This is a genomic window from Bradyrhizobium denitrificans (genome assembly GCF_013179005.1).
GTDB lineage: Bacteria > Pseudomonadota > Alphaproteobacteria > Rhizobiales > Xanthobacteraceae > Bradyrhizobium > Bradyrhizobium denitrificans.
The window spans coordinates 192,481-208,153 of record NZ_JABFDP010000005.1; the positions used below are offsets into that span (position 1 = coordinate 192,481).

The window sequence follows — 15,673 nt, forward strand, 5'->3', positions numbered from 1 at the left end:
CAGGAGACAGCGCGACGACGGATTGTTTCAAGACAGGTCGAGCGGCAGGCCAAGCCGGCACCGCCGCTCTCGCCGAGCAGCTGGGATCAGCTCGCCGCCTTCATCGGCATGCACATCATCATCATGCCGCCGCAGCTCATCATCATCGGCATGCCCATCTGCATCATCGACATCATCGATTCGCAGCACTTCATGAACATGTCCTTCATGGCGGCGTCCATCGGCATCATCTCGCAGGTCATGCCGGTCGGCGTCATCGTGCACTTCATCTGACAGGCCATCATCGGCATGGCCATCATGGGCATGCCGGGCATCATGCCGCCCATCGGGGCCCCCATGGGCATCATGCCGCCGGACATCGGCATCATGCCCGACATCATCGGGTTCATCATTCCGCCCATCATGGCAGGCATCGGCATCATCTGCATCGCGGCGTTCATCGAAAGTCTCCAGTCGTTGAGAACGATCGTGCTGTCGTTCTTCTATTGTGGAGACTAATCCTGCTGCGGATACCGGCAAGAATAGATGGATACCACTCTGCGCTTTCCTCCGGGAAAGCGACGGGCTTGCGCAGTGCAGCATCGACTTTGGCTGCGATATAAGAATTTCATCCGTCATAACAGATGTGACGAGTGACAGAGACGATGTCGCTATTCGGGTCGGCCGCCAGCCCCACGTCATTGCGAGCGAAGCGAAGCAATCCAGGGTCCCGCCCACCACCCTGGATTGCTTCGCTTCGCTCGCAATGACGGAGGAGGCACCAGATCGAGTCACACCTCACGCTGTTGCGCAACGCCGCAGCTCACACGGTTCGGACAAGTTCAAACAAAAATTCTCCGGCCTCACCGCTGCCGAGCACGCGGCTGCTCGCAATCGGCGAACTGTGGAATTGCGTGGATTGCGTCGCTGAACGACGATGTCGCAACGCTCTTATCAATCGATGTATAGTCCGGAGCTTGCTCATGGTTGCTATCAGGCCGCGCGCGGAGAGGCGCAACGATTCGAATGGCGGCGTCGCGTTCGAGGCCGATGTGCTGGTGCTCGGTGGCGGCCCCGCCGGCACATGGGCGGCGATCAGCGCCGCCGAGCGTGGTGCGCGCGTCGTGCTCGCCGACAAGGGATTTTGCGGCACGTCGGGCGCGACGGCGCCGTCCGGCACCGGCGTCTGGTATGTCGACCCGGCGCCGGCCCAGCGCGAGGCGGCGATGGCCAGCCGCGAAGCGGCGGGCGGCTATCTGCAGAGCCGCCACTGGATGGCACGGGTGCTCGACGAGACCTACGCGCAGAGCAACCGCCTGGCGGAGTGGGGCTATCCGTATCCGGCCGGCGACGACGGCCAGCCGCGGCGCAATTCGCTGCAGGGTCCGGAATACATGCGGCTGATGCGCAAGCGGACCAAGTCGGCCGGCGTCACCATCCTCGATCACAGTCCGGCGCTGGAGCTGCTGGTCGACGACAGCGGCGCGGTGGCCGGCGCGAGCGGCGTGCGGCGCCAGCATGAGGACAGCTGGACGGTGCGCGCGGGCGCAGTCGTCGTCGCCACCGGTGGATGCGCGTTCCTGAGCAAGACGCTCGGCTCCAACGGGCTGACCGGCGACGGCTATCTGATGGCGGCGGAGGCCGGCGCCGAGTTCAGCGGCATGGAGTTCTCCAACGCCTATGCGATCTCGGCCGCGTTCGGCTCGGTCACCAAGACGCTGTTCTTCGGCTGGGCGACCTTCACCTATGAGGATGGCAGCGTCGTTCCCGGCGCGGCCTCCAAGGGCGGACGCAAAGCGATCGCGCGTGCGCTCTCGCAGGGGCCGGTCTATGCGCAGCTCGACAAGGCGGACGAGCAGGTGCGCGCGACAATGCGCGCCTCGCAGCCGAACTTCTTCCTGCCCTATGACCGCACTGGCATCGATCCGTTCACGGAGCGCTTCCCGATCACCTTGCGGCTGGAGGGCACGATCCGCGGCACCGGCGGCCTGCGCATCACAGACGACAGCTGCGCCACCACGGTGCCGGGCCTCTTTGCGGCCGGCGATGCCGCGACGCGCGAGCTGATCTGCGGCGGCTTCACCGGCGGCGGCAGCCACAACGCGGCCTGGGCGATCTCCTCGGGCAGCTTTGCCGGCCGCGGCGCGGCGGACTACGCCCTGCAGACAAAGCGGGCTCCGGACACATCGGTGCGGCGCGCCGGCACGGCCGGCCTGCAGGCGGCGCCCCAGCGCGCGCTCGATCCGGCGCAGCTCGCCCGCGCGGTGCAGGACGAAGCGTATCCGTACGAGATCAACTATTTCCGCAACGCCGACCGGCTGACGGCCTCGCTCGGTCGGCTCGACCAGCTCTGGCGCGATGTGACGGACGCCGACGCCGCGGCGTGGCCGGACCTGATCCGGACCCGCGAAGGCGCGGCGATGCTCGCCACCGCGCGCTGGATGTATCGCAGCGCGCTGGCGCGCACCGAGAGCCGCGGCATGCATTGGCGCGAGGATCATCCGCAGCCGGATGCGCGGCAGCGCCACTACGTGACCTCGGGCGGGCTCGACGAGGTCTGGACCGCGGCCCGCCCGCATGACGAGGGCGCGCTGGTGGAGGCCGCGGAATGATCGAAATCATCGATCCCGAGCGCTGCACCGCCTGCAACATCTGCGTGACGGCCTGTCCGACCAACGTCTTCGACAAGACCGAAGGCCTTCCCGTGATCGCCCGCCAGGCCGATTGCCAGACCTGTTTCCTGTGCGAGCTCTATTGCCCCGAGGACGCGCTGTTCGTCTCCCCCTTCGCCGAGCAGCCTCAGGGTATCGACGTGGTCGCCGCCCGCCAGAGCGGCCTGCTCGGCAGCTACCGCCGCGCCGTCGGCTGGACCGAGGAGACGGAGCATCTGCGCGAGGCGGATCGCAGCTTTCGGCTGTTTGGGCAGTGAGGGGATGGCGGCGGTTCGGCCGGCGCCTCACTTATCCGACTGCATCGCAATCCCCGTCATTCCGGGGCAAGGCCGCAGGCCTTGAACCCGGAATCTCGATATTGTCTTGCGCCGAATTTTCGAAACATCGAGCTTCAGAATTCAATCATCAACGCGCAGCCGATTGCGGCCGAGATGGATCACCAGCACGCGGTCGGAGAGATGGCGGACGACAGATAGGTCGTGCGAGATGACAGCCGCGGCGGATTGAGGCTCGGCTTCAGCTCGGGAGCAGATCGACAATATTCGCCCCCACCATGTGGCCGGGTGCTGACACAGGCTCGTCGCCGATGGTCAACTCCAATGACTCATGAAGCATATGGCCCGCTTGTGTTATCCACGAGCGGCTGCAGTAGAATTCGCTATTTTGAGTTGCAGTCCTGGCGATAGCAGGCGATAGATGATTTTGGGGGCGGCGGCCTCCGATTGTAAAATATTCCCGTAGAGCATCGTGTTGCGATGACGCGATTTCGCCAACGGTTGTGGATTTCTTGCCGACTGCCCTGCGCGAGCCAACAGCGCGGCGCGAAGATAAAACGCCCTGGGGAGCGACGGTGTATATTTCCGAAATTCACGCTAGCGGCTTCCGATGTTTCGAACCGACCGCCCCATTGCATTTGAAGCTCTCGCCCGGTCTCAATATCCTCGTCGGGCCAAACGATGCCGGCAAGAGCGCGATCATTGATGCTGCTCGATATGTCCTTTGGACACGTGGCGACGACTATATCCGCCCCGACGAGCACGACTTCCATGTCAGCGCGACCGGCATCCGAGGGTTAGACTTCCTCGTTCGTTGCACCTTCGACGATCTCAGCGCTGACGAAGAAGCCCGATTTCTCGAATGGTGCACCAACGAGAAGGGAAAGCTACGTCTGCACGTTTGCATGCGGGGCGCCCGCCGTGTGTCACCCGGCGGGGGCAGCATCGTGTCGAGTCAGCATCGAGCCGGCGCTGAAGGCGAAGGCCTGCCACTCGATGGCGAACTGCGGGAGTATCTGAAGGCCACCTATCTCAAGCCTTTGCGGGACGCCGAACGAGAGATGCGAGCGGGCCGCCGGTCGCGCCTGTCGCGCATTCTCGGTGCGATGCCCACGATGGGCTCACAGAGCAAGCCAGCCGCGCCAGGCGCCAGGGCTACGCTCCACGACACGCTCGCTGCTGCCGATACGGCAGTCCGAGAAAACCCAGCCGTGGGGGGCGTCGCTAGCAGCGTGAACACCGATTTTCTCGACAAGCTGTCGTTCGTGGATGATCGCCTCGTCGCGACGCTGGACCTCGGTGCGGGCGGGTCGTTCGATCAGATCCTCGAACGGTTTGAGCTTTATCTCAACTCGAAGGCAGGCACTGCGCGCGTACAACGCGGATTGGGCTACAATAACCTACTGTTCATGGCGGCAGAGCTATTGTTGCTTCAGTCGCACCCTGATCAAGTGCCATTTCTGCTGATTGAGGAGCCGGAAGCGCATCTGCATCCCCAGCACCAGACGCTCTTCATGGAGGTGCTTGCCGCTCGCGCCACAAAGCCGGATCCCGATAAGGCGGAGACCCATCAACAGGTCCAGGTCCTGCTCACTACTCATAGCCCGCAGCTCGCGGCCGGCGCAGAGCTTGAGACCATGACGATGATTGTCGGTCACCGCGCCTTTCCGCTGGGCGCTGCGCATACCCGGCTTGACGCCGACGACTATGAGTTCCTTCGAAGATTCCTTGACGCGACAAAGGCAAACCTGTTTTTCGCCCGCGCGCTGATTGTGGTCGAGGGCGACGGTGAGTTCCTGTTGCTACCCGCAATTGCCGAGAAGCTCGGCCGTCCACTCAGCCGTCACGGCGTGTCGATCGTTAATGTCGGTCACCGCGGTCTGTTTCGGTACAGCCGGATCCTGCAGCGCAGGACCGGGAACGCGATCCCGGTACCTGTGGCGCTGATCCCCGACAGGGACATCCCGCCGGCTGAGGCGAAGACTCTCGTTGGTAGTCGGAGGACCGAGAACGAGCTGACGCAGGGTGAGATCGAAGCGCGGCTGAAGACGCTGCGGCGCGACGTCGGAGACCATGTCGACGCTTTCGTTGCCGACAGCTGGACGCTTGAGTTCGATCTCGCGCTACGGCCTGAGCTAGCAGAGAGCGTTCACCAGTCGGTCCAGCTCGCAAAAACTAGCAGTCGCAAGTCTGAGCGGCTTGCCATGATCGTGCAGAAGGCCAGCGAAACCTACGCAGAATGGAAAGAGGCTGGGTTCTCTGCGACCGAGATCGCCGTCAAGATTTACCAGCCCGTCCATGACAAGGAGGCGTCTAAAGCCGAGGTCGCCGAGCGGCTCGCCGCCATACTGCGCCAACGCACGGATACGCCGGAGCAGATGCGCAAGTGGCTCCCGCCCTATCTGGTGCGCGCAATTGACTATGTGACGGACAGCTACGAGTCCGGGGCGCCAGTGATCGCCGCTGAGCCGGAAGCCGAAGACCAAGAGATCGGTGTGGACGGCGCGCCCGCGGTGAAGGTGTAGAAGGATGATCGAGATCCTGCCGCTCACCCCCGAATTGCTTGCCGAACTTGGCGACGAGCTTGGCGGCTGTAATTTCACCGATCCAAGCCAGACCGACTTCTTGGCGAAGATCATCCCATGCGACGTTCAGGCAGCTCCCGGCAACGGCAAGACGACGCTGCTCGCAGCCAAGCTCGCGCTGCTGTCGCGCAACTGGACCACCCGTAGGCGTGGCGTCTGCGTCATCTCTCACACCAACGCGGCGCGGACCGAGGTCGAAGATTTGATCTCCCGTCATCCGACTGCCGCGCGGCTGATGGCCTATCCTCATTTCACCGGCACGGTCACAGCTTTTATCAACCAGTATCTCGCCTTGCCCTATCTTCGAGGCCTGGGCTGGCACGTGCGTCAAATTGACGACGATGCCTTCGTGGCTGAGGCGTTGCGGCGGTATCCGGGTTGGCGCGTCCTCGACGACCTCGCCAAGAACCGAAAGCTCAAACTGAAACGCAAGCTCGAGGACTGGATCGCGCTTCTCGAGCTGGACCCAGCCTTCACCGACACCGCCGCCGAGCCAAGCGCTTTGGCCGTGCGCTGCCGGAAAGGGCAATGGGGCGCCCACACCGAATGTGGGAAGGCGCTTGAATCCCTCAAGGCCTCGATGGTCAAGAGTGGGCTCTACCGTTACGCCGACATGACCGCGCTCGCGTGGCGTGCGCTACGCGAGCGCCCCGCTCTCGCCGAGCGGCTTCGCGACCGATTTCCGCTCGTCATTCTTGATGAGGCGCAGGACACACACGGCAACCAACTCCGGCTGCTGGAGCATGTGTTCAAGCAAGGCGGGGCGGCGTTCCAGCGTCTTGGTGACAGCAATCAAACGCTATACGAGGACGATGGAGCTGCACCGGCCTATTGGACGCCGGGTCCTGGGTGTATCCCTCTCGATACGAGCCGCAGGTTCGGCGGGGAGATCGCCGAGTTCGCAAGCCGGCTGACCGTGCGTCAAGCTCAGACCATTGTGGGCCTTGGCGCTCGGCCCGCGTCGCGCGTGATGCTCTTGTTTGATGAACCTACGATCGGTCGGGTTCTCGAAGCCTTCGTCAAAGAGGCGCGTGCGCTGTGGGGTGGCGATTGCAGCACGCGCGACATCTGGGCAGTCGCGTCGCGGCACAAACTGGCCGTGAAGAAAGGGGCGTGGCAGCCCCGAAGTCTGGTCGACTATTATCCCGCATATCGAAGCGAGGGAGGATCTCGATCGAAAGCGAACCTCCTTTGCCGGCAGCTTCAGAAGGCTGCGGTGCACTATGCCGCGGCACGACCACCCGCGGAAGTCAGTGAGATGCTCGCCGCGGGGGTGTCTGGACGGGCGCGGCTTCATGGTTGGAAGGCGGCAAATGATCGTCCGATCACCGCGCACAATGTCTGGGTGGTGCTGGCGCATCGCGACCTCGCGTTACCCCGTACTATTCGTCGACTGCTGCGGGACCATGTGCTTGCCGGCGCTGCTGTTTGGGAAGAGGCGGCATGGCGGGCCTTCATGGAAGAGTTGCTCCCACTGTTCAGCCCGGCTCCGCAGGGCTCCGACGGCGATATCGCTGATTTTTGCGCCTTTGTTGCCGAACAGAAGGCCGATCTTGCCGACCCCGAGCGTCGCTCCACGAAACAGGTTCAATTCGACGATCTCACATTGCGGCTGGGCTCGATCCACTCGGTCAAGGGCAAGAGCGTAGATGGCATTCTTGTCGTTGAAAGCGAGGTTTGGAAGGGTAGTAGTGCAGACGAGCAGTGTATCGACCTGACCTCAGTGCTCCCACGCGCGTTCGGCGTCACCAACGAGTCTTTTACGGGAGTAAGGCTCACCGCAGCGACAAACGTCTTCGTGGGCGTTACCAGGCCCCGCGAGTTGCTGGGTCTCGCGCTGCGCAAATCCGAAGCAACCGACCTTGTTGGACCCGCCACGGACCAAGGGTGGAAAGTCGTCGATCTCGTCGCGCAGGCTACGGAGCGGAGGGAATGAGCAAGGTCACCGGTGAAAGGGCATTTAATTTCGACTATAATCGTGGACTATTGCACGCCATCTGCTCCCTTGGGAATTCGGCGACAGTTTACCAGCTCGTTGACTGCTCGGCTGTGCCGATCTGAGAAGGTTTGATCGTGAACGCACGGCAGGCGGCTCCAGGCTTGCCGTGGATCGCAATCTGTATTCTGTGCTACTTTCATCGCAGTTCGGGCCAGCAAAGCAATGCGCGAAATTTACCTTCGTGATGCAGAAGCCAACCTCTCCGTTTTGGTCGATCAGGCTGTAGAAGGGAAGCCGTCGATTATCATGCGTCATGGTAGGCGTGCAGCGGTCGTTTTGAGCTATGAGGAATGGGAACGGCTGAGCCACGTGTCGAGCTTTGGGCGGCTGTTGGTAGCTGCTCCGCTCGTAGCGGATGAAGTGCCGGAACGTATTCCTTCCCCGGCACGGACTGTTGAGTTCTGAAGCTGTGCATCATCTGCCCGACGGGCAATCCTCGCATACTCTGCATGCGCCAACTGCCCGTCGTGCCAGTTTGTCGCGGACTCATCCCTTGCCTCGCCGGGCAAATCACCTCCACATTTCCGCGCATCCCGGCTCGCGGAAGAGGGACGTTTCGCGATCGTCACGAGCGTCGAGTCGGAAGATGCGATGGGGTGTTGCTCTGCAGCCGGGTGTTAAAGCCCGCGCCGACGAACGGAGCGATGCGACGGCGAAATGGTGTGGTCCTGGCATCGCGGTGCTGATGCCAAGCCGGTGGGGATGATGATCCGCTGGTGACGGGGGCAAGACAGCCGATCCCCGGGGAGAGCGCCTATAACCCGCAAAACCGTCGCGCAGGGAAGGCCGGATATTGGGCTGAACCTGTGGTTCTCCCGCGTGCTTATTTGCTGCACGCGGACCGCGGGTATCAGTCGATACCCGGTCTTCCCTGCGCCTCTTCTTCGAGAGGAGAGGTTCACTTCGGACAAAACTCGGGCGGAGATGGCCGCGAGATCGCGAAGCCGTGCTTGCTGTTTGAAGCGTGGAGAAAGCGTGCCGCTCGATGTCCCGCGCCTTCGTCGTACAACAACGAGGCGCTGGCTACTCGGCCTGCGTCCGACCCATGAGCAGGGCCGCTCACGACACCAGCGCCGGCTCTGCATGATGGCAGGCGACGTGATGTCCCGCTGCGGCGGCGCGCAGTGCTGGGTCCTGGGTTCGGCAGATCTCGGTTGCGATCGGGCAGCGCGGCGCAAAGCGGCAGCCGCCGCCGACGCTGCGGGGGTCGGGCAGGTCGCCCGGCAGCGGCGCGGCGTAGCGGCGGCGGGTCGGGTCGGGCACCGCGTCGATCAGCGCCTTGGTGTAGGGATGCAGCGGCCGGTGCCAGATCTGCGTGTGGCTGCCGCTCTCGACGATGCGGCCGAGATACATCACAAGCACGCGGTCGGAGAGATAGCGGACCACCGAGAGGTCGTGCGAGATGAACAGCAGCGACAGATTGAGACCCTGCTTCAACTCGGCGAGCAGGTTGAGGATCTGCGCCTGCACCGACAGATCGAGCGCCGACACCGGCTCGTCGCAGACGATAAGGTCGGGCCCCAGGATCAGCGCGCGGGCGATGCCGATGCGCTGGCGCTGGCCGCCGGAGAATTCGTGCGGATAGCGTCGCGCGCTGTCTGGCGGCAGGCCGACGCGCGCGNTCGCGCGCTGTCTGGCGGCAGGCCGACGCGCGCGAGAATGTCGTCGACGCGGCGCTGCCGTTCCGCGCGCGATTTGACGCCATGGACAGCAAGCGGCGCGCTGAGGATCTCGCCGATGGTCTGGCGCGGATTGAGCGAGGCGAACGGATCCTGGAACACCATCTGCAGCCGCTTACGCCGGCTGCGCAGCGCCCGTTCCGGCAGAGCCGTGAGGTCCTCGCCGTCGAACAGGATGCGGCCGCCCGACGGCTCGACCAGCCGCAGGATCGTCTTGCCCAAAGTCGACTTGCCGCAGCCGGATTCGCCGACCAGGCCGATCGTCTCGCCGCGCGCGATCTCGAGCGACACGCCGTCGACGGCATGCACGGCGCTGCGGCCTGAGGTGTAGGTGGTGGTGAGGTCAGAGACGGACAGCAGCGTCATGAAGCGATGGTCCTGTTGCAATCGGCGGCGGCACGGCATGGCAGGCGACGCTGCGGCCGAGGCCGGCCATTGTCGTATCAGGGAAGACGGTGCGGCAGACGTCGCGGCGCTGTGGGCAGCGCGGCACGAACGGACAGCCTTTTTCCTTGACCGCGGAGCTGATGCTGCCGGGAATTTCCGACAGCCGGCTGTCGCGATAATGCAGATCGTCGTGCAGGCGCGGCGAGGCCGCGAGCAGGCCCTGCGTGTACGGATGCAAGGGATCGTTGAACAGCGGCTCGGGCGGCGCCTCCTCGACCTTGCGTCCCGCATACATCACGACGACGCGGTCCGCCCATTGGCCGACGACGCCGAGATCATGGGTGATCAGCAGCAGCGCCAGCGACAATTCGCGCCTGAGACGATCGAGCAGCTCCAGCACCTGGGCCTGGATCGTGACGTCGAGCGCGGTGGTCGGCTCGTCCGCGATCAAAAGCTTCGGCCGGCAGGCGACCGCGATCGCGATCATCACGCGCTGGCGCATGCCGCCGGAGAGCCGGTGCGGATAGTCGTCGAGGCAGCGGTCGGGATCGGGAATGCGGACGAGATCGAGCAGGTCGCGCGCCTCGCGCCGCGCCTGGGCACGCGTCAGCCCGCGATGCAGCCGCAGCACCTCGACGATCTGGCGTCCGATCGTGAGCACCGGGTTGAGCGAGGTCATCGGCTCCTGGAAGATCATCGCGATGTCGCGGCCGCGGCGCTCGCGCATCGCGGGCTCGGGGATGTTGACGAGATCCTCGCCGGCGAAGCGGATCGATCCGTCGGTGATATCAGCCGTCTTCGGCAGCAGCCGCATCAAGGCGAGCGCGGTCAGCGACTTGCCCGAGCCGGATTCGCCGACGATGGCGAGCGTCTCCGCCTCGGCGACCTGGAAGCTGAGGTCCTTGACCGGCGTCGCGTTCGGAAAGCTGATCGTCAGCCCTTGGATGTCGAGCAGGGTCGCCATGGTCAGCGCTCCACGCCGGTGCGCGGATTGAGCACGTCGGTCAGGCCATCGCCGATCAGGTTCAGCGCCAGCACGGTCAGCACGATGACCACGCCGGGCAAAGCGGTGAGATACCAGGCAGTGCGGATCAGCTCGCGCCCGGAGCCGATCATGCTGCCCCAGCTGACGACGTTGGGATCGCCGAGCCCGAGGAACGACAGTGCGGCCTCCATCAGGATCGCGGTGGCGACCATAACGGACGCTGTGACGATGATCGCCGGCAGGGCGTTCGGCAGGATCTCGCGGATCACGATGCGGCCATGGCCGAAGCCGAGGCTGCGCGCGGCCATCACGAAATCCTTCTCGCGCAGCACGCGGAATTCGGCCCGCACGAGCCGCGCGATGGTCGGCCAAGTGACGAGACCGATCGCCCAGGTCACGGTGAGGATCGACGGCTGCGCGATCGCGACCAGCACGACGAGGAGAATGAAGCTCGGCACGGTCTGGAACAGCTCGATCACGCGGACCAGCACGTCGTCGATCCAGCCGCCGCGATAGCCCGCGGTGGCACCGACCAGGATGCCGACGCTGACGCCGATCGAGGTGGCCACGACGCCGATCAAGAGCGACACCCGCGCGCCATGGAACAGGCCGGCGGCGACATCGCGGCCGAGCGAGTCGGTGCCGAACGGAAACGCCGCATTCTGGCCCGGCCACAGCAGCGGTCGCGCCACCATCGACAGGGGATCGCCGGGATAGAGCCAGGGCGCGAGCGCTGCGGCCATGATGATCAGCGACAGCAGCGCGCCGCCGGCGGCGACGGAGGGATTTCGGACCAGCCGCAGCAGCGTCAGGCGGCGCAGGGGCCGGCTGTCCGTGCTGATCACATGGGTGTCGGCGGCGTGCAGGTTCGGCCAGGACGATGGGCTGACTTCGGCCGAGACAGCAATCGGCTGCGTGTCGGCTTCCGGCTGCAGAAGGGTGGTGCGCGTGTTGATCTGGAGCATCAGCGGGTCTCGATACGCGGGTCAAGCCAGGCCTGCACGAGATCGACCGTCACATTGGCGATGATCACGAGCAGTGAGGACAGCAGGAGGATGCCGAGCAGCACGCTGAAATCGCGGCTCATGACCGCCTCGAAGGCGAGGCGGCCGAGCCCCGGCCAGCTGTACACGGTCTCGACGACGACGGCGCCGCCGAGCAGGCCGCCGAGATGCATGCCGGCCACCGTCGTTACCGGGAGCAGGGCGTTGCGCAGCACATGACTGAAGGTGATCGCGAACGGCGAGAGACCCTTGGCCGCGGCGGTGCGGACATAGTCCTGGGTCTGCGCATCGAGCATCGCCGCGCGCGTCAGCCGCGAATAGATCGCGATGTAGAACAGTGCGAGCGACAGCGCCGGCAGCACCATGTAGCGCGCCCGGTCGATGACGAGCGCGAAGCCGCTGACAGTGGTGCCGATGGTGCCGGAGCCGCCGCTCGGTAGCCAGCCGAGCTTGACCGAGAACAGCAGGATCAGCATCAGGCCGATCCAGAAGCCGGGGATCGAATAGAACAGCGTGATGCCGACCGAGATCAGCCGGTCCGGCCAGCGTCCCGCATAGGTCGCCATCACGGTGCCGAGCGCGATGCCGAGGGCGAGGGCGAGCGCCAGCGCCGTCAGCATAAGGATCACCGTGCCCGGCAGCCGCTGCGCGATGATGTCGGAGACCGGCAGATTGTAGCGCGGCGAGAAGCCGAGGCTGAAATGGGCGAGATTGTCGAGATAGGCGATCAGCTGGACCAGCACCGGCTGATCCAATCCGAACCGCGCGCGCAGGGCCGCAACGGTCTCCATGGTCGCCGACCCCGACTCGCCGGCGAGCACGTCGGCGGCATCGCCCGGAGCCAGCTGCAGCAGCAGGAAGTTGAGGATGACGATGCCGATGACGGTCGGCACCGCCTGCAGCGTGGTCCGCCGCAGCACCTTGGCAAGACGGGTCATGGTCGACATGTCGTCCCCCGGATGATGGATGGTGTCTGCATGATTGGTTCAGACCGACGCCAGCGCCTGCGCGCGCGACGCTGCCGCGTCGAAACGAAAGCGCGCGGCTGGGTGCGTGTCAGGCAGCCGCGCATGTCCGGCGCCAAAAGTCTTCTCGCGGAGCGTGCCGGGCGCGTAGTCCGTCTTGTAGACGCCGCGCCGCTGCAGCTCCGGGACGACCAGATCGGCAAAGTCGCGATAGCCGCCGGGCGTGATCGCGTAGCTCAGATTGAAGCCGTCGAGATCGGTCTCGGCGATCCAGGACTGCAGCTCGTCGGCAACCTCGGCCGGCGAGCCGATCACGACCGGGCCGCGGCCGCCGATGAAATTGTGGGTGATGATGTCGCGGATGGTCCAGGCGCGCTCGGACGCCGCGAAGGTGTCGATCATCGAGGTGACCGCGTTGTCCTTCTTGATGGTCGGGAACGGGTCGTCGAGGCTGTAACGGGACAGGTCGATGCCGGTCCAGCCGGACAGCAGCGCCAGCGCACCCTTCGGGTCGGTGTAGCGCTGATAGTCACGATATTTCGCTTCGGCCTCGGCACGGGTCTCGCCGACGATGACGGTGATCAGGCCGAAGAAGCGGATGTCGTTTGCGTTGCGGCCGAACGCCTGGGCACGCGCCCGTGTTTCCGCGACATTGGCGGCGGTGCGCGTCTTCGAATGCTCGCCGAGAAACACCGCTTCGGCATGGCGCGCGGCAAAGTCCTTGCCGCGGTGGGAGGCGCCGGCCTGGAACAGGAACGGCGTCCGCTGCGGCGACGGGTGCACAAGATGGATGGCGTCGACCTTGAAATGCTGACCCTGGTGATGGACCTTGCGGATACGGCTGGGATCGGCGAACACGCCGCGGTCGCGATCGGCGATGACCGCGCCGTCGTCCCAGCTGCCTTCCCACAGCGCATAGACCGCATCGAGGAATTCGTCGGCGAGATCGTAGCGCGGATCATGCGCCATAATGTCGGCACGGCCGACCGCCCGCGAGGCCGCCGCGGAATAGCCGGTGACGATGTTCCAGGCGATGCGGCCGCGTGTCAGGTGATCGAGCGTCGAGAAGCGGCGCGCCAGGGTGAAGGGCGGCTCGTAGGAGACGGATGCGGTGATGCCGAGGCCGAGATGCTCGGTGACAGCAGCCATGGCCGAGACCAGCAGCATCGGATCGAGCTTCGGGATCTGCGCCGCCGTGCTGAGCGCGGCGTCAGCATTGCCGGCATAGACGTCATGAATGCCGATGCCGTCGGCGATGAAGATCGAATCGAACCTGCCGGCCTCGAGTGTCCGCGCCACGTCGGTCCAATAGCGGAGCGTGTCGAACTCCAGCGAGCGGTCGTCCGGATGGCGCCACAACCCGGGCGACAGATGCACCGGGCTGAAGATCGCGAAGCCGTTCACGGCGATGGTCTTGGGTGTCCTGGGCAAGGATCTCTCCTGCGATGCGCCGCTATTGAAACGCAAACGGCTCGGGATCGGCGCCGGTCATCGCTATGCCTCGAGCCAGACATCGGCGAAGTTCGCCGATGGGCCGTCGATCGTGGTGGTGTGGTCGCGCACCTTGCGATTGGCGATGGTCAAATTGGCGCCGGTGACGAGATTGACGTCGGGCAGGTCGGTGGCGACGATGACCTGGAAGGCCTTGAACAGTTCGCGTCGCCTGGCCGGATCGCTCTCGACTGCGGCCGCCTCCAGCAGCCGGTCGACCTCCGGATTGCTGTAGCCCGAGCCGTTGGAGAATGGCACGCCGGGCTTGAAGTTCTTCGACCAATACAGCCGCTGCACCCCGACCGTCGGATCGAACGAGTGGCTCATGCCGTTGCTCATGAAATCGAAATCGCGGTTGGTGTAGGTCCGTTTGAACCAGGTCGGGACGTCCTGCGCCCGCAAGGTCACGCCAATGCCGATATTGGCGAGCGCCTGGCGCGTGTAGGCGCCGAGCTGCTGGTAGGCCTCGCTGTAGGGCATGTAGTCGTGGAACACCTTGAAGCGGATGCCGTCTGGACCGCGTGGATAGCCGGCGGCATCGAGCAGCGCCTCGGCCTTCTTCGGATCGAAATCGTGGCGGGGAATGTCGGGGTTGTGGAACTGCTTTAGGGCAGGGCTGATCGCGCTCGGCGCATTCCGGCCCCAGCCATAGAACACGACGCGGGTGATCGCGTCGCGATCGATCGCGTGGGCGACGGCGGCGCGCACCTCGCGCTTGGCGAAGTATGGATTGGCGAGATTGAATTCGAGGCGGTAGACGATCGGCTGGTAATCGTAGCCGCGGGTCTCGATCAGCAGCGCCGGGTTGGACTTCAGCGCTTCGATCTGTCCGAGCGGAACCGGCGTGTCGGGCGCCAGATGGATCTCACCGGTCTCCAGCGCGACGGCGCGTGCATTGGCATCGGCGATGAAGCGGACGACGATACGGTCGAGATAGGGCTTGCCCGGGTCCCAATAAGTCGGATTGCGCTCGAGAATGATGTGGCTGCCCTGCTGCCACTCCTTGAACACGAACGGACCGGTACCGATCGGCGCACGCCCGTTCGGATTGTTCAGGGGATCGCTGCCCTCATAGACATGGCGCGGCACGATCGGCGATTCCGAGGCCGTCAACGCGGCGAGCAGATAGGGCGCCGGCTTGTCCAGCGCGATTGTGGCGGTGTGCGCATCGGGTGTCTCGACCTCGCGGACGGACGACAGCGTGCCGCGGCCGCGCGGGTGATGCTGCTTGAGCAGGCTGATGGAGTAGGCGACGTCGGCCGAGGTGAAATCCCGGCCGTCATGCCACTTCACGCCGCGCCGCAGAGCAAAGGTGTAGCGCAGGCCGTCGTCGCTGACTTGCCAGTCCGTCGCCAGTTGCGGCCGCGGCCTGAAGTCGAGATCAAAGGTGAGAAGACCTTCCGTGATCTTCGGGCTGACCCGCGTCGTCGGCCCTGCGGTATGAGTGAGGCTCACCAGAATCGGGGGTTCGGGCTGAATGACCAGGTTGAGCGTTCCGCCACGCCGCGGCTCTGCGGCCTGCGACGTGCGCGCATGGCCGGCGGCGGCAGTGATCGTTCCGAATAGAAGGGTCTTGCTGAGATTGCGACGCGTGAGGAGCATTTATTCTCATCAGGTGATAATCGATCGCACGAGTAATTCATCAAACAACT

General features: G+C 64.7%; 12 protein-coding genes and 1 pseudogene. 6 read left to right on the forward strand and 7 right to left on the reverse strand.

Annotation, left to right across the window (positions count from 1 at the left end; translation table 11 throughout):
* Positions 1–86: 86 nt before the first annotated feature.
* On the reverse strand, positions 87–305 hold the full coding sequence (locus HL671_RS38245; protein ID WP_246579390.1) for a hypothetical protein: 219 nt from the start codon (positions 303–305) through the stop codon (positions 87–89).
* Between HL671_RS38245 and HL671_RS38250 the strand changes: the two genes are divergently transcribed.
* From HL671_RS38250 to HL671_RS07040, 6 genes are all read left to right on the forward strand, one after another.
* Positions 289–498, forward strand: coding sequence for a hypothetical protein (locus HL671_RS38250; protein ID WP_246579389.1), 210 nt, complete (start codon positions 289–291; stop codon positions 496–498). The genes HL671_RS38245 and HL671_RS38250 overlap by 17 nt on opposite strands.
* Before the next feature lie 464 nt (positions 499–962).
* Positions 963–2,591, forward strand: coding sequence for an FAD-dependent oxidoreductase (locus HL671_RS07020; RefSeq protein WP_172235964.1), 1,629 nt, complete (start codon positions 963–965; stop codon positions 2,589–2,591).
* Entirely contained in the window at positions 2,588–2,908 is a 321-nt protein-coding gene (locus HL671_RS07025; protein ID WP_172235965.1) for a 4Fe-4S dicluster domain-containing protein, read from the forward strand. Before HL671_RS07020 ends, HL671_RS07025 begins: the two co-directional genes overlap by 4 nt.
* A gap of 593 nt (positions 2,909–3,501) precedes the next feature.
* Positions 3,502–5,451, forward strand: a complete 1,950-nt coding sequence (locus tag HL671_RS07030; RefSeq protein WP_172235966.1) for an ATP-dependent nuclease — start codon at positions 3,502–3,504, stop codon at positions 5,449–5,451.
* Positions 5,452–5,455: 4 nt separating this feature from the next.
* Positions 5,456–7,447, forward strand: coding sequence for a UvrD-helicase domain-containing protein (locus HL671_RS07035; RefSeq protein WP_172235967.1), 1,992 nt, complete (start codon positions 5,456–5,458; stop codon positions 7,445–7,447).
* 225 nt (positions 7,448–7,672) lie between these two features.
* Complete coding sequence (locus tag HL671_RS07040) at positions 7,673–7,915, forward strand: type II toxin-antitoxin system prevent-host-death family antitoxin (protein ID WP_172235968.1); 243 nt, start codon at positions 7,673–7,675, stop codon at positions 7,913–7,915.
* A gap of 654 nt (positions 7,916–8,569) precedes the next feature.
* Here the strand turns inward: HL671_RS07040 and HL671_RS07045 are convergent.
* From HL671_RS07045 to HL671_RS07070, 6 genes and pseudogenes are all read right to left on the reverse strand, one after another.
* Positions 8,570–9,555 (reverse strand): annotated as a pseudogene (locus HL671_RS07045) (ABC transporter ATP-binding protein).
* A complete protein-coding gene (locus HL671_RS07050) occupies positions 9,533–10,540 on the reverse strand; it encodes an ABC transporter ATP-binding protein (protein ID WP_172235969.1) in 1,008 nt (335 codons plus the stop codon). Before HL671_RS07050 ends, HL671_RS07045 begins: the two are co-directional and overlap by 23 nt.
* 2 nt (positions 10,541–10,542) lie before the next feature.
* Positions 10,543–11,526 (reverse strand): ABC transporter permease, encoded by a 984-nt coding sequence (locus HL671_RS07055; RefSeq protein WP_172235970.1) that lies wholly within the window; start codon positions 11,524–11,526, stop codon positions 10,543–10,545.
* Positions 11,526–12,512, reverse strand: a complete 987-nt coding sequence (locus HL671_RS07060) for an ABC transporter permease (protein WP_172235971.1) — start codon at positions 12,510–12,512, stop codon at positions 11,526–11,528. Before HL671_RS07060 ends, HL671_RS07055 begins: the two co-directional genes overlap by 1 nt.
* Positions 12,513–12,551: 39 nt before the next feature.
* A complete protein-coding gene (locus tag HL671_RS07065) occupies positions 12,552–13,961 on the reverse strand; it encodes an LLM class flavin-dependent oxidoreductase (RefSeq protein WP_012044866.1) in 1,410 nt (469 codons plus the stop codon).
* Positions 13,962–14,024: 63 nt separating this feature from the next.
* Positions 14,025–15,623 (reverse strand): ABC transporter substrate-binding protein, encoded by a 1,599-nt coding sequence (locus HL671_RS07070; protein WP_172235972.1) that lies wholly within the window; start codon positions 15,621–15,623, stop codon positions 14,025–14,027.
* Between the last annotated feature and the right edge of the window lie 50 nt (positions 15,624–15,673).

Bases quoted from the DNA above. Each gene is read 5' to 3' on its own strand.
- HL671_RS38250 (WP_246579389.1), top strand. From the start codon at position 289: ATGGCCATCATGGGCATGCCGGGCATCATGCCGCCCATCGGGGCCCCC.
- HL671_RS38245 (WP_246579390.1), bottom strand. From the start codon at position 305: ATGCCCATGATGGCCATGCCGATGATGGCCTGTCAGATGAAGTGCACG.
- HL671_RS07020 (WP_172235964.1), top strand. From the start codon at position 963: ATGGTTGCTATCAGGCCGCGCGCGGAGAGGCGCAACGATTCGAATGGC.
- HL671_RS07025 (WP_172235965.1), top strand. From the start codon at position 2,588: ATGATCGAAATCATCGATCCCGAGCGCTGCACCGCCTGCAACATCTGC.
- HL671_RS07035 (WP_172235967.1), top strand. From the start codon at position 5,456: ATGATCGAGATCCTGCCGCTCACCCCCGAATTGCTTGCCGAACTTGGC.
- HL671_RS07040 (WP_172235968.1), top strand. From the start codon at position 7,673: ATGCGCGAAATTTACCTTCGTGATGCAGAAGCCAACCTCTCCGTTTTG.
- HL671_RS07050 (WP_172235969.1), bottom strand. From the start codon at position 10,540: ATGGCGACCCTGCTCGACATCCAAGGGCTGACGATCAGCTTTCCGAAC.
- HL671_RS07055 (WP_172235970.1), bottom strand. From the start codon at position 11,526: ATGCTCCAGATCAACACGCGCACCACCCTTCTGCAGCCGGAAGCCGAC.
- HL671_RS07060 (WP_172235971.1), bottom strand. From the start codon at position 12,512: ATGTCGACCATGACCCGTCTTGCCAAGGTGCTGCGGCGGACCACGCTG.
- HL671_RS07070 (WP_172235972.1), bottom strand. From the start codon at position 15,623: ATGCTCCTCACGCGTCGCAATCTCAGCAAGACCCTTCTATTCGGAACG.